Raw genomic sequence first — 21,015 nt, 5'->3', positions numbered from 1 at the left:
GGCTGAATCATGAAATGTATGGATTTCAAACGGAGGTCTGTCGCCGCGTGATGCTTCTCTCGTCGTCGGCGGTTTTTTGTGTATGTATCAGGTGTACGACAAGACACCCGTTTTCCTCCATAGCCCTTCCGGAAAAAAAGTCGTAGATTTTTTTGAGAACACCGAACAGCGTCTTCATGCCGGGAATGCCGATAAGGCTGTTTCTGAGCTTGTTCGCCATTCTCCAGGTATAACTGGTCATCACCTCTCTGTGTCTTTCAATCATGTCCTGCCAGTCGTACCAGGCAACGGAGAGCAGCGGATACATGGGATGGAAGAGATCAAGAGCGTGTGCGTAGGAATCTATATTCTTTAAGATATTTTGAATGTCATCTCGATCAAAGGAATTCTCCTTCGATAATCTCGATAAGGCGTCGTAGACATATACGGCTTCCGGGTACTTTTTCTTCAATTGGTCGTTCTCGCTTTCATCCAGAGTATGGTGCTTTAAACTCCTTTCAAGAAAATCATCGAGATATTCCTTGAGCGAATCCCGAGAGATATCGATATCGAGAAATCGGATGATCCGTTCCATCTGAAGGGCCGGTTCTTCGAGGAGGTCGGTGAATAAAATTGCGATGTTGTTGTCCGAGTTGACCTCGCGAAGGGCCTGGAGATGAGAGGAAAGCCACAGTAAAACGGTTTGCCGGAGGTCACCGCCGATATAATGAAATCCCGGATTTTTCCTGTGACGCTGCAATTGAGAATGCGCCACTTCAAGCGGATGTCTCAACACGTGGATGTAGTATGTATCCGTCCCCAAATACCCGTTTCTTTCCAATACACTGGTCCAGAATGAGAGCAATTGACACATACGGGGATCCTTTACGGCCCATCGAGAATAACCCGAAAAATTCTCCCTGATAATCGCATCGGCCTCTTCATACCACGGGGCAAGCTCGTGTTCCTCACAGTCCGCGAGAGCTCTTCTTCCGTCGAAAAAGGGATTATCCCATCTGGAATTCAGAAACTGCAACAGGTGATCGTCAAACGAGACAACATCCTCGTTTTCGAAATACCCCTTCTGATTGTCATATTGTATGGTTACATACTTCTTCCCAAGCGCAAAGCCCATCGCCTCCAGGCCCGCGGCTATGGCGGACGTTCCCGAACGATGCATGCCCAGGACGATGATCGCCTTATTCTCATGCGGTATGCGGGAATTATTCATGATGTTGACTGATGGATAGTGCGTATTATCACGGATGTCATGGCGGGCAAAGCTTTCATGTCAGCGGGATATTACACCAATGAGAATCTGAAAACCTACCCGGTATGTAAACTATAATATAGTATACTATACCCGGTTAACGAAACACAAATCTATCATTTCGCTTCATGCCGCGTCAAGTATTACTTTCAGGCCCCGCCGGTACATACATGATTCTGAAGCATTTTCTCTTCGTATTATCATCTCAACCTTATTTGAATAGTAAAGAATAATTCCTCTCATCCCCAATGGTTTTGATATGCACCCACACTATTCTCACTATCTCGTTGTATGACACGAAAAATCGAATTGTCGTACAGAAACGGGGTGGTGCCGTTCCATGCAATGGACGCTCTTTTTATTCACAGAATGCGATTGCCTGTCAATCTCAGTGAGTGGAGATCGGCACGTGGGGTGATGTATGATGGAGGGTGGGTAACACTTCAGTATTTTTTTTACGTGTTCCTGGCCTTCGTCTTTAAAAAACATGATAGGAACGTACAGTCCAAGCCCCCTCAGAGAACAATTGGAATCAGAGTATCTTCTGTATGTAAAATGATCCGGGTTCCCGTGAGGGTGTTATAAAAGGCGCGATTGATTGTATCCGATCGTAATGGTTGTGCTTCAGGTAATTCAGTGCGCCTATGATCTTCCAGCTTTTGTTGTGCGAAAGAAAGGCCTCCAACAGATATTGCTCGTTCCAAAACTTCACTTCACCTTCCAGCCATTTTTTTGGGTAGTCTTTTGGCGAAAATATATCATGCACATGAACGATGACTCCTTTCTTGAGACTTGGCAACAGGCTCAGATACTCGAAGAGCACATCGCCCTGTGGCTTGATGATATGTGATGAGTCGATAAATAAAATATCATTTTCATCCAGTTCATAGAAGAAATCCAATTCAATATCTTCGACTCTCCTCCTGATAACCGTCACGCCGGTCTGCTCGAGCCAGGGCATTTCATACGGCTCGATACATACGTGCCGGCACTCATATCCCGGATCTGTCTCCCGGTTTTTTCGGAGGGCCTTTATCGCCATGAGGGTCGAGTTCCCGCTGCCGATCTCATAGATTTTCCCCGGTTGTATCGAGCGAATGAGCTGGTACCAATATTCGGCGTCCCCCGATCCAAACGTCGCGTTGTTCATGAAAAACTCGAGGGTTTCCGGCCTGGTTTCCGGCACATGCAACAGCTCTTCCGAAAAGGTGAATGTATCGAGCAATGCGAGCTGGCCTGTGATGTTCCAGTCGATCCCCGGCAGGATTCTATCCTGTGAAAACGGGTATTTCGGATCTCGATTATCAAACCGGGGTTCATAGTAATGATTAAAAATAGGAAAGACTCCGAGATTCATCAAAATATTCTTTGCCCGGGGAAAATTCACGATGCCTTCCCGCCGTATAAATCTGAGCAGCCGCCCCGAAACGTATATAAAAGGCGCCAATACAAAATCCGTCACCCGTGGATACTTCAATGCAAGTCTTATGATTCTCTGCTTTATCTTTGCCTGAATTTTCATGACATGTTTCCAATTAAAAATTCAAATAATCGTTCCCACTGTATCACAAAGACAATTCCGTATGAACATACATTTATCGGAACACCCCTTCTTTGAATCCGAAATATCGGGCGGCGTTGTCGTAACAGACCCCCTTGATCAACGATCCGACAAGATCCATATCGTTCGGAATCAGGCCCCTTTCCATGTCCCCGCCGATGAGGTTACAGAGGATTCTCCTAAAATACTCGTGGCGGGGGAAAGAAAGCACGCTCCGGGAGTCGGTGGTCATGCCGATAAAGCGCGAGAGGAGTCCCGTCGCCGAAAGAATATTGAGCTGGTTTTCGATCCCGTCCTTCTGATCCATGAACCACCAGGCGCTGCCGAACTGGAGCTTCCCCGGGGTTGATCCGTCCTGGAAGTTGCCGATCATGGTGGCGACCACCTCGTTGTCGGTGGGATTGATCGGGTAGATGACGGTCTTCGCCAGGCGTCCTTCCCGATCAAGTCGATCCAATAATTCCGCCAGGGCGCGAGCGTGCCGGAAGTCCCCGATGGAATCCACCCCCACGTCCGGCCCCAGCGTTCTGAAGAGCCGGGAGTTGACGTTCCTGAGGGCGCCGATGTGAAACTGCTGCACCCAGCCCCGATCGTGATCGAGGCGGCTGAGATGCACAAGCATCGTCGATCGATACGTCGCCGCCTCACCGGCGGTGAGGGACTTGTTTCGCCTCGCCTTCATGAATGCCTTCCCGGCGATGCGATCGCTTTCGGCGCCCGCGTCGATCTCCGTCAGGCCGTAGTCGGACACCCGACATCCATTGATGTGGAAAAATTCGTGCCGCACCTTGAGTGCCTCGAGAAACGATGAGAAGTCGCCGATTGACCGGTCCGCCGCGGCCTCCAGGGCGTTCACCCACTCGTTGAAGCGGCGGGGGTCCTCAACCATCAATGCCCGATCCGGCCGCCACGCCGGGTACATCTCGAAGGGCCGGTTCTGCCGCCGGGCGTAGCCTTCGTGATACTCAAGGGTGTCGGTGGGATCGTCGGTGGTGCACAAGTGTGTGACGTTCATCCTCGCGATTAGGTCCCTCGCCCCGAAGCCGTCTGTGGCAAGCATCTCGTTTGCCCGATCGTAAATCTCGTCGGCGGTGTCCGGAGAGAGGAGGATGTCGATTCCGAAATAGCGGGACAATTCCAGGTGGGTCCAGTGATAGAGCGGATTCCTGAGGGTCATAGGGACGGTGGCGGCCCAGGCGCGGAATTTTTCCCGCCACGGTGCGTCGCCGGTAACGAGTCTCTCGTCAACGCCGTTGGTCCTCATCGCCCGCCACTTGTAATGATCCCGGGCGAGCCACATCTCGGCGATGTTCGAAAAGCGTGTGTTTTGGGCGATGTCTTGCGGAGGAAGGTGGTTGTGGTAGTCGATAATCGGCTCAGGTTTTGCGTACTCACGATACAAATTCTGTGCCGCATCGCCCTCAAGCAGAAATCGTTCATGGATGAAAGGTGTCATCGATATCGCTCCCCTGATTTCCGGTCCGGACGGATACCTCAGGCCCGGACCGGCGCAATGGTTCGCTCGAATAACAGTGTCGGTCTCCCCCTCCGCCGTCGCCTTAGAGGCCGTCACCTTCTACCCTTGAAAACACGCTCTCACCGATAAGGAGCTTTCCGTCCACCTCCACACGGAGGGCGCGGTGGCTCCTGTTGAGGATATTGTCTCGAAGCCATCGGGACGCGAGAAATCCCATAGCATAGGTCGGCTGCTTCACGGTGGTCAGCCGGGGGCGAAAGACCCTTCTGAGGGGCGAGTCGTCGAATCCGGTAATCGATATCCCCTCCGGCACCGTAATCCCCATCTCATCCAGTTGATGAATCAGGCGAATCGCCATGTAATCGTTGAAGCACATCACCGCGTCGCAGAAGTGTTCGATAAAATACTCGGCGCACGCCCGATCAACGGCGAAAATATCCTGAAGATGTACTACAACCTCATCGGAGGCATCTATCCCCGCCTCGAGCAGCGCGGTATGATATCCCCGATTGCGATCGATGTTGTTCGGATTGTCTTCGTTTCCCAGATAGCCGATCCTTTTGTGTCCCAGACCCGTCAGGTGTTTCCCCAGCTCGACAAAGGCCTTGTAGTAGTTGCAGGCGACGTAGTTTTCGCCCTCGATCATCCGGCTGAGAAAGATATATGGAATACCCTGCTCTTGAAAACGCTCCCGGACATCACGCTCCACGCTGCGATATGCCAGGATGATCCCGTCGATCTCCTGGATATCGTTGTCCACATAGGCCTGAAAATCGGAGATGGAGACGACCTCCACCCGTTTCTTCTCGTCCATGAAGGCCTCGTTGATGGCCCCCAGAAGTTCGGGAATATTGAAAAACGGATTTTCCGACAGCTCCCGCTCTTCGGGCACCACCACGGCCAGGTTGAGCATCGAGCGGGTCAGCGGCCGCTTTCGCTTCCGGGGGGTGTACTGCAGCTTCTGGGCCGTCTCCAGCACCCGGCGCCGGGTGGGCGCGGAGACCCCCGGCTCGTTGTTCAGCACCCGGGATACGGAGCTGATCGAGAGATTACACAACCGGGCGATATCCTCCAGCGTGCCGTTCTTCTTTTGTTTTTCGTCCGTCATATGAATCTGTCTGAGCCCTCGCTGTTCCTGTTTCATCCCCGGGCATTTTTCCCTCGACCGAGGGCGGGACGTCCCGCCCGATACACTCGATGGAAAAGGAAGGCATCGGGCGGATTCTACCTCATGTCGGCCAGGGAATCAAGGAAATCACCCGATTCCCTTCGTCAGCGCCTCCCGCAGCCCATCCAGGTACATCACCCCCAGCGCCCGGTCGTACAGTCCGTAGCCCGGCCTGCCCGTCTCACCCCAGATCATCCTGCCGTGATCGGGGCGCACCACGCCGTCGAAGCCGGTATCGACCAGTATCTTCATGATCCGATACATGTCCACATCGCCGAAGCGGGATGGATGAGGCGTCTCGTGGAAGCTCCTCTTCCCGTCGCCCGCGATGTTTCTCATGTGGACGAAGGGGACACGGTCTTTGGCGGAGAGCGTCTCGAGGCTTTTTAAGAGATTCATTTCGGCGTTCGGCCCCAGGGAGCCGGTACAGAACGTGACGCCGTTGGACGGGCTGTCCACGATGGAGACGAGACGATCCAGGGAGTCACCGTCGGTGATGATCCGGGGCAGGCCGAATATGGGCCAGGGGGGATCGTCCGGGTGGATGGCCATTCGGACGTTGCACTCCTCGGCCGTCGGCACGACCCGCTTCAGGAAATATTCCAGGTTCCCCCAGAGGGTCTCAGCATCCATACCCGCGTAGGCATCCAGGAGGGCGTGAAGCTCATCGGTGGTGTAGGCCGTGGCCCATCCGGGCAGGGTGAACGAGCCTTTTCTCAGATCGACGTCTTTCAGCTCTTCGTGGTCGTAACTGAGGGTCGTCGATCCATCGGAAAGCTCCATCGCGAGGCTCGACCTGGTCCAGTCGAACACCGGCATGAAATTATAACAGAGAATGCCAACGCCCTCCGCTCCCATGTTTCGGATGCTCTCTTGGTAATTCTCGATGTACGCATCTCGGGTGGGGCGCCCCAGCTTGATATCCTCGTGGACCGGGATGCTCTCGATGACTGAGAACCGAAGCCCCCCCTCCTCGATGATCTTCTTGAGGCCGGCGATCCTCGCCCTGGGCCATACATCCCCCACCGCCACGTCATACAGGGCCGACACGATCCCGTCCACCGCGGGAATCTGGCGGATGTGTGCGAGGGGCACCGGGTCTTCTTTTCCATACCACCTGAAACCGATTTGAAACGTCATGGCTGCCTTTCCTCATGTATCATTGCATAGTATCTTCATTTTTTCATGGGACCATCATTGAGATCCCCCGCCCCCCGAACCTCGCCCCGCTCCGTCCCTCTCGGCCCCCGGACTCCGACCCCCTACACCCCCGAGTAGGCGGAGAATCCCCCGTCGATGGGGATGACTGTCCCGTTCACGAACCCGGAGGCGTTTTCATCCGTCAGCCACAGGAGCGTCCCCAACAGGTCTTCGGGCACGCCGAACCGTCCCATGGGGGTGTGGGCCAGGATTTTCTCCGCCCGCTCCGTGTGGGAGCCGTCGTCCCTCACCAGGAGTTTTTCGTTCTGCCGGGTCAGGAAAAAGCCGGGGGCCAGGGCGTTGACCCGGATACCGGTGCGGGAAAAATGCACCGCCAACCACTGGGTGAAATTGCTCACCGCCGCCTTGGCGCCGCTGTACGCCGGTATCTTGGTCAGGGGGCGAAAGGCGTTCATGGAGGAGACGTTAATGATGACGCCGCTTCCCTTTTTTGCCATATCCCTCGCGAATACCTGGGTCGGCATGAGCGTGCCGAGGAAGTTCAGGTCGAACACGAACCGAATCCCCTCGGGGTCCAGGTCGAAAAAGGTGACGAGATCGTCCGTCCCCTCCTTCAGGTCTTCCCTCTCCAGGTATTCCCGGGAGGTGGTGCCGGCGGGGTGGTTGCCTCCCGCGCCGTTGATGAGGATATCCACCGGCCCAAGATGTTCCGTGACCTCGTCCCGGGCATGCTTCAGGCTCTCGATATTCAACACATCGGCGACGACGCCCCGGGCCCTCCCCCCCTGTTTTGTGATCTCATCGGCCACCTTCTGGGCGCTCGTTTCATCCAGGTCGAGGACGGCAACCGTCGCGCCGCACGCGGCCAGGGCCCGGGCGAATGTGGAGCAGAGCACGCCCCCCCCGCCGGTGACCACGGCGGTCCTCCCTTTCAGGTCTATTTCAAACGGTAATTCCATCGGTGTCCCTCATAGATGTGCCTTGAAAAAAATATTATCCATACAGCGGCCCGTATGCGGCGGAGGCCCTGTAGTCCGCCCCCTCGAGATCGTTGGTGCCGAAGGCGTTCCAGCCGCCGGGCCGGAAGATGTCTTTCTCGTCCACGTTGTGCACGGCCACCGGTATCCTGAGCATCGAGGCCAGGGTGATCAGATCCTTTCCGATGTGGCCGTAGCAGAGGGCCGCGTGATTGGCCCCCCAGGCTCGCATGACCGAATAGACGTCCCTGAAGGCGCCCTTCCCGGTGAGCCGCGGGGCGAAGAAGGTCCGGGGCCAGGTGGGATCGGTGCGGTTGACCACTTCGGCGTATACCTTTTCGGGAAGCTCCACGCTTACCCCCTCGGCAAGCTGGAGCACCGGCCCCAGCCCCCTCACCAGGTTGATCCGGGACATGGTTAACGGCATCCCCCCCCGGGAGCAATACGCCGAGGAGAATCCCCCGCCCCGAAAGGTCACCAGCTTCCCCGCCCCCCACCAGACGGCCTTCACGCACCGGTCGGCATCCTCCGGCTCTATCCCCCAGAAGGGTTTCAGAGCGGGCTTCCCGTCTTTCACCTGTTCTCCAGTGCCGTCCATCGCCGCCGCCCCGGAGTTGGTGAGGTAGAAGAATCCAAACGCCGCGGGGTCTTTCAGCGTTTCGCCGCTGACCCGTCGTATCGCCTCGGGGCTCCAGTAGGTGCGCACGTCGACGAATATCTGTGCGGTGCCCGAAAGAAGGTGCCCGAAGAGCATGGCCGCGGCGTTGAGGGAGTCGTTCTCGGTGGCGACGATGTAGGGCTGGCGGATGCCGTCCCAGTCGAATGACGAGTTGAGCATCGCCTCCATGAAATCCCCGTTGGGAAAATGGTCGGTCCATTGGCGCTGGCCCTGAAAGCCCGCAGCGATCGCGTTGTGCCCCTCGGATTCCTCGACGTGTCCCATTTCGGCGAGCTTCGGGTTGCCGATCATCAGGTCCCGGACGATGAGCGCCATCTTCACCGACATCTCCCAGTCGGCGTCCTTTTCCTTCCGTGTCCGCTGGATTTCCTTCGGATTCGGGTCGTCCATCTCCGGGCAGTTCTCCCTCGCCCACTGAATCGCCCGCTCGTACTCGTCCCGATCGTATATCCCCCGATCGACGCGACGGATAATTTCCGTCATGTCGACATACTCCACCCGCATGCCGAAATAATCCTGAAAGAAATCCGCGTCCACAATGGACCCGCCGATCCCCATGGCGACGCCGCCGATCGAGAGATAGGATGTCCCTTTCATCGTGCCCACGCCCACGGCGCATCGGACGAAGCGAAGAATCTGCTCCCGCACGTCGTCGGGGATGGTGAAATCGTCCTCGTCCTGGACATCCTTCCCGTATATCTTGAAGACCGGAAGCCCCTTCTGCTCCAGCACCGCCTGGGCCCCCGCCAGGTACACCGCCCCCGGCTTCTTCGTCCCGTTGAAGCCCCAGATCGCCCTCGGGAGGTGCGGGGTCATGTCGACCACCTCGGCCCCATAGCACCAGCAGCGGGTGACGTCGATCACCGCCCCCACCCCTTCCCGCCTGAACTTCTCGGCACACCGGGCGGCCTCGGCCGCTCCGCCGATGGTGGTATCGGCGATAACACACTCCACAGTATGCCCCGAGGCGTGCCTGACGTTTTCGGTGATGAGCGATGCTGTGGACTCGGCCATCCGCATGATCGGCCCCTCCAGAGATTCCCGGACGCCGTTTCTCCGGCCGTCGATCACCGGACGGATGCCGATCCTCGGGAGCGTCCCGTTGAGCCGGTATGTCGGCGTTCCCCTTTTATACGATGTCATCCCCCTTCCCCCTCAATCATATACGGGCCTTCAAATACTCGATGCTCCGCCTCACCGCCGGGTCCGGGTCGATGGTGTACTGAAACCCGAGCTCCACCGCCAGGAATCCGTCGTAGCCGGAGTTTATGAGGTCTTCGAGGAATATGTCGTAGTACATTTTCCCGTCGCCGGGGACCATGTGGTCGTCGGTCACGCCGTCGTTGTCGTCTATGTGGTAGTGGCAGATGAGGTCTTTTGTCTTCCCGACCACGTCGGATAGAGGTTCTCTATTAATGAAGAGGTGCCCCGTATCGACGAGGATCCCCATCTCCCAGTCCAGTTCGTCTATGGCCGAAAGTCCATCCTCCACCGTCACCACCAGGTCCGACTCGTACCGGTTCGCCGGCTCCAAAAGGAGGGTGCACGACATGCCCCGGGCATGGTCGAGGAGCTCCGTGAAGCTCGTCATCATCGCCCCCCACGCCTCGGCGCGGGACTGACCGTACAGGGAAAATCCGGGACAGAGGCTGACGTACGGCGCGCCCACGCCTTCCGCGGCATCGATGCTTTTCTTGATGTAGTCGACGCTGCCCCGCCTGATCCCCTCGTCCGGGGCGGCCAGGTTGCTGGGGTAGCGGAACTGGGCGGGGATGAAGTTCGAGACGGCTATGCCGCAGTCGTCCAGCGCCGTCTTGATATCCCGGATGCGGACTGTGTCCATGTCGTCGGCGTAGGCGTGGGGCCTGCCGCCCCACAGCTCGACGCCGTCATACCCGAAGCGGGCGGTCCGACGGATCGCCTCGATGAGCGGGTACCTGAAATAGACGAATGTCGAAAGGCTCAGTTTCATCGTGCTCTCCAATATTTTTTCCGTGCGCCCCCCCACTCCACCCGACACCGGCGCATGTCCATAATGAAAACATCCCCCATCGCGCCCCGTCACACGGCCTTGAGGGAAACGCCTGTATTGTTTGTTCGGCTACAGCCCCCGCCACTTCCTGTGGGGCGGCTCAGCGACCGCATCACCACCGCCCAGCACCAGTGGCGGATAGGCAAACGCCAGGGCGTCGTTTTGCAGCCTTTCCGGCGGTTCGTCCCCCGCGTAGGGCGCGATCATGAGGGAAAACTCCTGGACCTTCCCGTTGTACGACGGGGCGTAGGGATCCAGGTGGTCGGACATGGAAAGCCCCAGAAACCGCCCCAGGCCGGTATGCCCGGTGTCGTACCTGAGCTGCCGCCCGTAATAGCTCCCGAAGGGGTTGAGGTATATGACGGCGCCCCCCCCGTCGATTCTGGTCCTGATCGGGCAGAAGGCCTGGGACGTGAGAATGTTCGTCGTCTGGGCCACGAGGAGGCCGTTCTTTTTGTCAGTCACGGCCACCCACCCGCAGGTGATGTGGTTGTTGGAGGAATCGAGCTCTTTATTTCGGGAGAAATCGGCGTAGTTCAGATCATAGCCGCTCACGTGTCCCAGATAGTTGTGCTTCCATATGCGAAGGTGCCCTCCCCCCTCCCCCCGGAGGTTCGGGGAGATCTCGCAGGGCATTACCTCCTCCCAGCGCCCGTCCCACGTCCTGCCGAGCCGCTCGGCCCTCCCCTTCTTGAATTTTCGATTCATCGTCTCGGGGTAGCGGACCCGTATGGTGACATATAGATAGGGAAGGCCGCCGGCCGCGAGTATCTCCCGCTCATAACAAACCGTGCCCTCTTTGAAAGGGAGCGCGGCCGTTTGCCGCCGTATCCCCACAAGCCCCCCTCCGAAGACCCGGGCGTCCACGGTCTCCCACGAGGATACGTTGCTTCTCTTGCCGCCATACGTGACGCCGCTTCCCAGGTACGTCCCCCGGGCCGCCTCGACGCCCCGGCAGACGCACCCGGAAACGTGTCCCCGACCGTCGAAGGAGAGGGTGAGGTGTTCGTTCGCCATCGAGCGCTCGTCGATGGAGACGGGATCGGAGACGTCGGGAGCTTTTCCGTGGGAGTCGACGGTCAGCGTGAAGCGCCTTTCTTCGCCGGGGTCGGTCTCAACGACCACGAAAAGCCGCCGTCCCTTTCCATCCCCGAAAATCCCCGGCGGACAGACCGCCGCCGGCACCGGCTTCCCGTGTTCATCGAGGATGCCTGCGACCATATCCCCCGCCCCCTCCCGGAGCCCGATCTCCACCAGAGATGTGGAGGGCCGCTTCCCGTAGCGAATGATATCCGTGGAGACCCCCCGCTCGTAATCGGCGATTACAATCGTCTTTTCATCGCCGATCTCTCCCCTCGCCGCATCGAAGGCCTCCCTCCCCTCCTCCACCGATACAGCAATGATGTCCCGAGCAACCCCGAGCCTCGTGACGTTCATGACCGGGGACGACAGCCCGAAGTGGGTGGTGGAGAGCGCCCTGACCCGATACATCCGGGAGCGGGAGAGGCGCTCCTCGATCCGTGAGGCCTTCACCTTCGCCGCGCCCGTCTCCAAGAGCCTCCGGGTCTGGTACTCCAGAATGCGGGATCGGTCGATGCCGGTCCAGAGGATCTGGTTCGACCACTTCTCCGCCCAGCTCGAGTAGCCGTCGAAGCTGCCGTCCGCCGTATCCTGGCCGAAGGTGACCCGCCCCACCGGCTCGTGGGAGTTGAGGTAGTCCAACGGCGTGGTGAAGACCACGTAGTCCAAATCGGCGACGTCCTCGATCAACCCCGCAAGGCCCCTGGCCGAGGAGTAGAGACGACTCACCAGCGGGATGTCGAACCCGACCCAGAAATCGTCGTCGGCGTCCATGTCGATCAATAAAAGGACATCCCGAGGCGTGTCCTGGGTAAGCTGTTCCCGGCGGAGCCGCCTGACCCATCTCCTGAGCGTGATGTTGTCCACCAGGTCGCCGGTGTTGTACGCCGGCACCAGGGTCATCGATCCCTCCACCCCCGGATACGTCAGCGTCAGCGGATTGTAGCGCTCCACGAACGAGAGGGGCGGGATGAAATTGCTGAACGCGTTGAATGGCAGCGCGCTGTAGAAGAGGCTGACGGCCGTGATGCCGTATGTGGGGTAAAGCTCAAGGTGCTTCGGCGTAAACATCATCTCCTGGGGACGCACCATCGGGCCGAAGGCGCCGAAGATATCCTGAACGCCGGAGCCCGCCTCGTTGGTCACCGCGCGGCCGACGGCGTCCTCGAACTCACCCGCGGTATGGGCGCTGATCATGCCGTTGTTGTAGGACATGAACTGTATCTCATCCCTCCCGTCCGCCACCCTCTTTCTGATGGCTTCGATGATGCCGGGACAGTGCTCGGGCATGATCGTTTCAAGGGAGAAATAATTCTCAAAATCCCAGGTGCCCCGGACCGCGACACCCCTTTTATTGTACGCCTCCAGGGTGTCTATGATGTGCCGGATGATCCGGATGTCCTTCCCGAAGCCCAGCTCATCCGGCGTGTCGCCCCGGTAGGAGTGATAGAAATTGCCGTGAAACCGAAACGCGAGGTGTACGCGTGCGGCGCTGTTATTCATGATCGTCGCCCTCTCTCGATCGTGTCCCGCCCGATGCCTCATTCGCCCTCAAGGGTTTTCTTTAATTGTTGCTCCTCGGTTTTATTATAATCCTTGCCCCGTCTCCGGGCGGTCAGCGTGATGTTGAGGCGATCGTGGACCTCGGGTGTCAGGCGATAGCGTATCGCGCTGATGATCGCGATCGATAAAAACAGTGCGGGAACCAATGCAAACATGATCTTGAGGGATATGAGAAACTCCGGCGTCTGGGCCTGCCTTTCGATGACCGCCTTCCCGTCGATTATCGTCTCCACCGGCTTTAAGTATCCTGCCCAAAAGATGATCTGGGATACGATGAAGATGCCCAGGGCGGAGCTGGCCTTTCTGAGAAACGTCATCAGACCGGAAAAGATACCCTCCCGCCGACGCTCGGAATAGAGCTCATCCACATCCGGCACATCGGGCAGGATGGAATAGATCATCACGACAATCCCTCCCGATCCGATGCCCACAATAGCACAGAACACGTAGATGACGATATCGTGATTGTCGGGCGTGATGAGAAGGCTGAAGCACATGGTCACAAGCCACATTATCGCGGCATACACGAAGGTGCGTTTTTTCCCTATTTTGCCGCTGATTACGGCAAACAAAGGAATGGCGACAATCTGGGCGATCAAAAGCGCTCCGAGCACGTAGTTGGCTTCATCGGGACGTTTAATGTAGTAGGTCATGAAGTACATCATGATCGACATGACGATGTCCATCGTCGCCATGGAGAAGAGATACATCAGAAGCACATGGATGAACGTCGGCGTTTTGAACGGCTCCACGAACGTCCGCTTGAAATTGAACGTTTCCGGCTCCTTCTGGAATTCCGGCCTCTCCTTCGTTGCGAAAAACGTGGCGAGGAAGGGAAGAGAAAACAACGATGCGAAGACCAGCGCCATGACAATATACCCGGTCCTGACCTCCGGGAACGTTTTGACGATCTCAAGGGGAAGCACCGCGCATACGAGCGAGGAGACCATCGAAAAGACCATGCGCACCGATGTCAAGGCGGTCCGCTCGTTGTAGTCGGTGGTCAGCTCCGACGCCAGGGCGAGGTAGGGAATCATCACAATGGTATAGCTCGTGGAAAAAAAGATATACGCCGCCAGCACGAAGATGAATCGATGTGTCTCCCGCTCAAAATCCACCGGGAACCACATCATGAAAAACGACAGGAACACCAGCACCACCCCCAACAGGAAATAGGGCCGCCGCCTGCCGAAGCGGGTACGGGTTCGATCGCTGATGATGCCCATGATCGGGTCGCTCACCGCGTCCCACATCTTGCTGACGAGGAACACCACGCCTGCCAGGACCGGCGATATCAGCAACACATCGGTCAGAAAGAAAAGATAGAAAAAACCGATAATCACCATCGCCCCGCCGCCGAAGATATCCCCGGCGCCGAAGCCGAGCTTGGTCCCCCAGCTCAACCGCTCATTCGACTTGTCGTTCATGTCCCCGCTCCTGATAGAAAATATGATGATATGGAAACGAGTATCGTGAAAAATATTTTGAAAAGCAACCACATCTGTGGTACTATCGTGAAAAATATATCTCTTTGCGCGCAAAAAAGTCAAGAATATTCCGAAAGAAAAGTACGCATGAAAATCGGGAAATATTCCATGGGAATTGGGGATCGATTCGGCCGTCAGGGTGCGGTTCAGCTTCGGGCGATCATGAACGCACGGGAATTGGGCGTTGATATCGATCCGGTCTGGAACAAGTCCCACCGGGAGCACGAAATCACCCGCACATCTCCTTCCGAGCAGCGTCGCAGGGCGGACGCGGCGATACAACACCTCGACTATTCCGGGCGCTACTTCGTCGACGCCGATCACATCGGCGCAAACACCGTCGATCGGTTCCTCGATCACTGTGACTTCTTCACCCTGGACGTGGCCGACTCCCTGGGAGCGCCAGTGGATGATGCGTCCCTCGCCGCCTTCATCACGGCCCGCCGGGACCTCGTCGGGAGCCACCGGATCCCCGGTATCGAGCACCCCCTGGAGATATCAACCGAGGATCTTGGGCGTATTGCCGGGCGGGTGCTGGCCGCCGTTCACAATGCCGGGCGGATATACCGCCACATTGCATCGATAAAGGGAAGCGATTCCTTTATTACGGAAATCTCCATGGACGAGACCAATTCACCCCAAACGCCCGTGGAGCTTCTGGTGATCCTGGCGGCGATCGCCGATGAAAAAATACCCGTCCAAACCATCGCCCCGCGGTTTTCCGGACGGTTCAACAAGGGGGTAGACTATGTGGGGGACGTGGAGCGGTTCTCCCGGGAGTTCGAGGCGGATTTGGCGGTTATCGATTTCGCCGTCTCCCGATTCGGATTGCCTTCCAACCTGAAGCTCTCCATCCACTCGGGCTCGGACAAGTTCTCCATCTATCCGGCCATCCGTGACGGATTGAAAAAATTCGACGCCGGCGTCCACCTCAAGACCGCCGGTACCACCTGGTTGGAGGAGCTGATCGGCCTGGCCGAGTCCGGAGGCGAGGGGCTTGTCATCGCCCGGGAGATTTACCGGGAGTCATACGCCAGGCGCGCCGAGCTGACGAAACCCTACAGCACCGTCGTGGACATCAACATCGATCACCTCCCTGCGCCCGGTGATGTGGATCGATGGTCCGGGAAACAATTCGCCGACGCACTGCGTCACGACCCCGCACATCCCCTGTACAACCCGGACCTCCGCCAGCTGTTGCACGTGGGCTATCGTGTGGCGGCGGAGATGGAAGAACGCTATCTCGACGCTTTGGATGAGTACGAGGCGGTCATCTCGGAACAGGTATACGAAAACATCTTTAATCGGCACATCAGGCGGCTCTTTTTTGACGAATAGACGGGGATGTTCCCCTTCGCTTCTATCTCCACAAAGCCTGTGTATCTTCTTGTCTTTCCCCTAAAAATCTGGTATATCGGAAACACCTGTCCGTCCGCACAGACACTTACCGCACGAAAAAGTATTCCAGTATTGAAAAATCACGGGCGGGATGATGCCGAAAGGCGATCGAGGGGTGAATGCCGGGGCATATCCGACGTAAACGCCGACAGCCTCCCTCCGTCACCGCACACATAACGGATAGTACCCGGGAGACAACTATGGAACAGCCGCACAACGGCGAAAAAGATGTGAAAAAGCCGCTTTTAACCAGGAATCAAAAAATCATCGTGTTCGGGAGCCTCTCCTGCCTGGGAGTGATCGGACTCATATGCTTTATTATCTGGATACTTTCTTTGCTTTACGTCAGCGGTATGGTGCATCTCTTCGACAAGATGATCGTGCCGACGGAAACCACCTGCGAGATGAAATCAAACTCCGCGTCCGGATACCTGATAGGCCCCGGCGAATACTGTTCCTGGACCGTCACCGCCCATGACGAGACCGTTTCGATCAATGTCAGCGTGGAAAATTCCAAGAGCGATTTCTGGCTCCAGATAAAGGACGCCTCGGGCGTAACGATGATCGCCGAATACGAGATATGGCAGGATATGTCGATACCGCTTCCGGGAGCGGGGACGTACTGGCTGATCATCTACTCCAAGGGCGGCTCCGGCCCCTGGGAGGCCTCCTGGGAGTGATGGGGCGCACTCAGCGTCCGGATCGTTCTACAGACGACGTGCCCCATCCCAGGCCCGACTGAATCCAAATCCATCGGCCGTATCGCCGGAGATCCTGTAACGGGGCAATGAACCTGCACGGGCACAAAAAAACGCCGGGGCCGAATCGACCCCGGCGTGCGGTATCAAGTCACTATGCCTTCTTCGCCATTGAATCCCTAAGCTCCCGCTTGAGGATTTTCCCCACGGCGCTCATGGGAAGCTCGTCCATAAACTCGATAACCTTCGGGACCTTGTAAGGGGCGACCTTCTCCTTCATGTAGGCGATAATGCGCTCCTTCGCCGCGTCGTCCGCCGAAACGCCCTTCTTCAGGACGATCGCCGAGGCCACCAGCTCTGAACCGGGCCGCTTCGGGTCGGGGAGGCCGATGGTGGCCGCCATGTCGATGTCGTCATGCTCCATCAGAACGTCGTCCACTGTCCGGGTGAACACCTTGTAGCCCGAGACGATCAGCATATCCTTGGCCCGGTCCACCACGAAGAAGTAACCGTCCTCGTCCATGGAGACGATATCCCCGGTGTATATCCACCCGTCCCTGAGCGTATTGGCGGTCTCCTCGGGCTTGTTGTGATACCCGATGGTGAAGACCTGGGGGCCCTTCACCACCATCTCCCCCGGCTCTCCCACCGGCACCACCTCCTTCGTGGCCGGGTCCACCACCTTCACATCGGTGTCGGAAATGGGAATCCCCACCGACCCGACCTTTTTTTTGCCGTATATCGGCAGGGCCGTGGTGATGGGTGTGGTCTCGGTCATGCCCATGACCTCCACCAGCTTGTTTTTCCCCACGATCTTTTCGAACTCGACGATATAGTCCGCCGGAAAGGGCGCCGCCCCGCTGACGAACCAGTTGACGCTAGAAAAATCAAGCGCGCGAAAATCTTCCCGCTTCATCAGCTCCAAAAAAATCGTGGGAACGTTGATGATGCCGAATGGTTTGTATTTTTTGATATTTTTGACGATGAATCCCAAGTCCCGCGGATTCGGAACGGCCACCTGGTTTAAACCCATGGCCATGCAGAGCATCCCCACAAAAAGCCCCGCCTGGTGAAACAGCGGAAAGGCGGATATGGCCGCGCCGTATCCCGGATCCAGGTTTAACCAACTCTTGAGCTGCTCCACGTGCCAGGAAACGTTCTTCTGGGTGAGCACCGCACCCTTTGGAGGACCGGTGGTGCCCCCGGTGTACTGCATCAGACACGGCGCCCCGAAGCCGACCTGAACCAGCACCGGAGACTCCTCCGCCCCGGCAAGGGCTTCCATATAGCGAATGACCTCCACACCCGGGACTTCCGTGACGGCGCCTGTGGGAATCTTCTTGAGGAGCTTTCCCAAAAATTTCTTGACGGGAGGGAGAAAATCACTTATCCCGGCGACCAGCACCGACCGCACACCGGTCTTCGCCACCACCTCGGCCGCCTTGCCGAACAAAAGATCCAGCGTCACCAGTATCTTCGCGCCGGAGTCATTGAGCTGATATTCCAACTCCTTGGGAGTCAAGAGCGGGCTGACGCCTGAGAGAACGCAACCCGCCTTCATGATGCCCTGTATAGCGATATAGTAGGCCGGGAGATTGGGGAGATTCACCCCCACCACATCGCCGGGGACCAACCCCCGGGATATGATAAAATTCGCGAAGCGGTCGGCGTATCGATTCAGTTCCCTATAGGTGATGGGCCGATCCATATAGTATACCGCTACGGCATCCGGCATCGCCCGAACGATGTCTTGAAAACGCTCGGAATAGAGCTTTTCTGGATAGTCCAGAAATTCCGGTACGTGATCGTCGTAAAAAGCCATCCACGGTTTCTGCTCATACGAAACAGACATATGATACCTCCTGATCATACTGGAAATATGAGATATATTACCTGACGCTCTTTTTCGCGTCCGAATCCAAGCTTATGATGCTTCCCGTGATGTTACGATCATGTGGTGATGAGTTTTTTCAGCCTCTCTTTGTCTCCTTCCATTCGACAAATTCCCGGGCCTCCAAGGCCATGCCGTCGGCCAGTGAGAGATCCCCGCCGCGATCGATCATCCGTTTTATCCGCCGGACCTGCTCATCGTTGAAGGAGGCGATGATCCCGGCCAGCCGCATGGCCTCATCCATCAGAGCTTTTCCCTCGACCACCCGGGCCACAAGCCCCGCCGTATACGCCGCCTGGACGTCCATAAACTCCCCGGTCAACGACATGAGCTTCGCCTTGTAAGACCCGACGATGCGGGGAAGTATTTGGCTCATACCCGCGCCGGGGGTGACCCCCACCTTCGCGTGTGTGTCTCCAAACTTGGCGGTGTCCGCAGCGATGATTATGTCGCATCCCAGAACAAGCTCCAGACCGCCGGTGACGGCGTACCCATTGACTGCGGCGATGACCGGCTTCTTCATTTCCCTAATTGTGCGAAATCCCCGCTCTCCCGCGAACAGTTCCGTGTTGTCCGGATCTTCCTCCGCCGCCATGAAGCTTCTCAAATCACTCAGGTCGAGGCCTGCGGAGAACGCCCGGTCGCCGGCGCCGGTAAAGACGATCACCCGCACATCATCGTCTGCGTCCGCCTCCTTGAAAAGCCGCTCGATTTCATACAACATGGCGAGGTTCAGGGCGTTTCTCACCTCGGGGCGGTTGAGGGTGATGACGGCGATACCGTCCTTCTTTTCATACAGTACATGGTTTTCCGACATGAAATGGTTCCCCCTGTTCAAAATACGGTTCAGATATATGTAAAACTAAACGCTATTGTTCCGTGCACATCAAGTTCTCAATCGCCCGTGCGGCGGATTCTCGGACCTGGGGATTCTGATCATCCAGGGCGTTCGTCAATGCACGAATCACCTCTTCCCGCTCCTCTTCCAGCACCGGGAGCTTTCCCAGTTCTTCTGCGGCGATGGTCCTAATCAGCGGGTCGTTATCCGAGAGGGCCGAAAGATAGATCGGCGGAGCGGGCGAAAGGACGACCGTCAGATCTTTGGGAAGCTCAGCAACGAGCGTCGTCGTCCTGAAGGGCCAGTCTCCTCCCTGATCGGGAAAGGAGCCGGGCGTCGGGCACACCAGTATTCTCTCCGGCACATACCCCGATTTCGATATCGTCACGGACATGGGACATTCAAAGGATTCGTCCAGATCCCGGGGAATAGTCAGTGTGGCCCGGCCGCCTTCATCGGTGATGGTCCCGAGTGTTATATTGGGCGAGCCGGAACGGTTGGAAAGAGGATAGTCGCCGCACCGCCATTCGGCCCTGACCTCGGCGCCGGATATAGGCTGTGAGGTGTCCGCGTCGTACACACCGATATCCTTCGACGGGCCATACTTCAGGGAGGGAAAGATCGGGGCGAACCGTCCCCGGAAGGACACCAACACCCCGATAAGGATGCACACCGCCACCCAGATGAGGATGATCCTTCTTCGTTCCTCCGTGAGGGGAGCCGCCATTATTCGCCAATCTTGTCAGGATATATAAAAAAACACCATTTATTTTGCACGTCTTATCTCTTCGATCGCCCAGGCGGCGTACTCCCGGACCTGGGCGTCGTCATCCTCCAAGGCTCGGGTGAGGGCGTCGAGGGCGCCGGTCCCGTCGGGTCCGGCATACCGCAATCCTTCTGCCGCGGCCCGGCGGACCCAGGCAAACTCATCCGACAGCGCCCGTATCAGGGCGTCGATTGTCCCGTTGGTCGGGAGACAGCCCGCCTGCATCAGAAGCCCCAGGGTGGTGCACGCCTCCAGGCGGACCCATTCATCCTCGTCGAACACAAGCTCCACAAGCACAGGCATCGAGCCGCACGCGTCATCGGCGAAAACGCCCAGGGCCTGTGCGGCGTTTCGCCTGACCTGCGCGTCCGAATCGTCCAGGGCGTTCGTCAGCGCCAGAACCACCTCGTCCCTCTCGGTCACCAATACCGGCTCAAGGGCGCCCAGCTCCTCGGCGGCGACGGCGCGGATAAACGCGTCGTCATCGACAAGGGCGGAAAGATACACCGGAAGCGCCGATTCGAGATACACCGTCAGCGTTTCGGGAAACTCCGCAATCGATACCGTCGTCCTGAACGGCCATGTGGCCACCGACTCGGGGAGAGGTATATTTACCGGATCAACCAGGATTCCCGCGGGAATGTATCCCGGTTTTGATATCGTAACGGCAAGGGAACATCCGAACCAGCCTCCCCTTCTTTTCGGCACGGTCAGACCGGCCCGACCCTCCGCATCGGTCGTCGCCTCGGACATCACCGTAAAGGAACCGGGGCCGTCGGGCAGGGGATTGTCGTGGCACCACCATTCGGCGCGAACCACGGCGTCGGGTATGGGCCCCGATGTAGCGCTGTCTATGACGATGATCTCACCCGGTACGCCGTACGGCAGGGGAAAAAAAAGGGCGGCGGTGCGCCCCCGGGAAAGGAGACACACCCAGAGGGCCCCGCACAGCACCACAGCCGCTGTCAACAGCAAGATCCATCGTCTCTT

At 57.5% G+C, this 21,015-nt stretch carries 16 protein-coding genes; 2 read left to right on the top strand and 14 right to left on the bottom strand.

Translation table 11 applies throughout. The features are described from left to right. Positions 1–25 precede the first annotated feature (25 nt). From JW885_15395 to JW885_15350, 10 genes are all read right to left on the bottom strand, one after another. The gene (locus tag JW885_15395; protein ID MBN1883551.1) at positions 26–1,210 is read right to left on the bottom strand and encodes a sulfotransferase; all 1,185 of its coding nucleotides are present in this window, start codon (positions 1,208–1,210) and stop codon (positions 26–28) included. A gap of 571 nt (positions 1,211–1,781) precedes the next feature. Beyond that, positions 1,782–2,771 carry a class I SAM-dependent methyltransferase gene (locus tag JW885_15390; GenBank protein MBN1883550.1) on the bottom strand — a complete coding sequence of 330 codons (990 nt, stop codon included), beginning with the start codon at positions 2,769–2,771 and terminating at the stop codon, positions 1,782–1,784. 73 nt (positions 2,772–2,844) lie between these two features. Further along, a complete protein-coding gene (gene uxaC / locus JW885_15385; GenBank protein ID MBN1883549.1) occupies positions 2,845–4,266 on the bottom strand; it encodes a glucuronate isomerase in 1,422 nt (473 codons plus the stop codon). Between the two features lie 103 nt (positions 4,267–4,369). Further along, positions 4,370–5,431 (bottom strand): LacI family DNA-binding transcriptional regulator, encoded by a 1,062-nt coding sequence (locus tag JW885_15380; protein MBN1883548.1) that lies wholly within the window; start codon positions 5,429–5,431, stop codon positions 4,370–4,372. A gap of 111 nt (positions 5,432–5,542) precedes the next feature. Then, entirely contained in the window at positions 5,543–6,595 is a 1,053-nt protein-coding gene (uxuA, locus tag JW885_15375) for a mannonate dehydratase (GenBank protein MBN1883547.1), read from the bottom strand. Between the two features lie 122 nt (positions 6,596–6,717). Further along, positions 6,718–7,575, bottom strand: a complete 858-nt coding sequence (locus JW885_15370) for an SDR family oxidoreductase (GenBank protein ID MBN1883546.1) — start codon at positions 7,573–7,575, stop codon at positions 6,718–6,720. Positions 7,576–7,609: 34 nt separating this feature from the next. Then, complete coding sequence (locus JW885_15365; GenBank protein MBN1883545.1) at positions 7,610–9,415, bottom strand: L-fucose isomerase; 1,806 nt, start codon at positions 9,413–9,415, stop codon at positions 7,610–7,612. A gap of 16 nt (positions 9,416–9,431) precedes the next feature. Next, positions 9,432–10,244, bottom strand: a complete 813-nt coding sequence (locus tag JW885_15360) for a TIM barrel protein (protein MBN1883544.1) — start codon at positions 10,242–10,244, stop codon at positions 9,432–9,434. A 129-nt stretch (positions 10,245–10,373) separates the two neighbouring features. Further along, positions 10,374–12,929, bottom strand: coding sequence for a hypothetical protein (locus JW885_15355; GenBank protein MBN1883543.1), 2,556 nt, complete (start codon positions 12,927–12,929; stop codon positions 10,374–10,376). Then, positions 12,926–14,374, bottom strand: a complete 1,449-nt coding sequence (locus JW885_15350; protein ID MBN1883542.1) for an MFS transporter — start codon at positions 14,372–14,374, stop codon at positions 12,926–12,928. Before JW885_15350 ends, JW885_15355 begins: the two co-directional genes overlap by 4 nt. 147 nt (positions 14,375–14,521) lie before the next feature. On the opposite strand from JW885_15350, the gene JW885_15345 reads away from it, so the two are divergent. Both JW885_15345 and JW885_15340 read left to right on the top strand, forming a co-directional pair. Beyond that, positions 14,522–15,772, top strand: coding sequence for a hypothetical protein (locus JW885_15345; protein ID MBN1883541.1), 1,251 nt, complete (start codon positions 14,522–14,524; stop codon positions 15,770–15,772). A 260-nt stretch (positions 15,773–16,032) separates the two neighbouring features. Next, positions 16,033–16,512, top strand: a complete 480-nt coding sequence (locus JW885_15340) for a hypothetical protein (GenBank protein MBN1883540.1) — start codon at positions 16,033–16,035, stop codon at positions 16,510–16,512. 172 nt (positions 16,513–16,684) lie between these two features. On the opposite strand, the gene JW885_15335 is transcribed toward JW885_15340, so the two are convergent. The 4 genes from JW885_15335 to JW885_15320 all read right to left on the bottom strand — a co-directional run bounded on the left by JW885_15335 (position 16,685) and on the right by JW885_15320 (position 21,000). After that, positions 16,685–18,382, bottom strand: a complete 1,698-nt coding sequence (locus JW885_15335; GenBank protein ID MBN1883539.1) for an AMP-binding protein — start codon at positions 18,380–18,382, stop codon at positions 16,685–16,687. A 118-nt stretch (positions 18,383–18,500) separates the two neighbouring features. Beyond that, positions 18,501–19,238: an enoyl-CoA hydratase gene (locus JW885_15330; protein ID MBN1883538.1), complete on the bottom strand. Its 738-nt coding sequence runs from the start codon at positions 19,236–19,238 to the stop codon at positions 18,501–18,503. 52 nt (positions 19,239–19,290) lie between these two features. Then, the gene (locus JW885_15325; protein ID MBN1883537.1) at positions 19,291–19,986 is read right to left on the bottom strand and encodes a HEAT repeat domain-containing protein; all 696 of its coding nucleotides are present in this window, start codon (positions 19,984–19,986) and stop codon (positions 19,291–19,293) included. A 39-nt stretch (positions 19,987–20,025) separates the two neighbouring features. Next, entirely contained in the window at positions 20,026–21,000 is a 975-nt protein-coding gene (locus tag JW885_15320) for a HEAT repeat domain-containing protein (GenBank protein MBN1883536.1), read from the bottom strand. Positions 21,001–21,015 lie beyond the last annotated feature (15 nt).

Source organism: Candidatus Zymogenaceae bacterium, from assembly GCA_016931225.1.
Lineage (GTDB): Bacteria > Desulfobacterota > Zymogenia > Zymogenales > Zymogenaceae > JAFGFE01.
The sequence above is the reverse complement of the archived record's forward strand: the minus strand, read 5'-3'. Positions and strand labels throughout refer to the sequence as shown.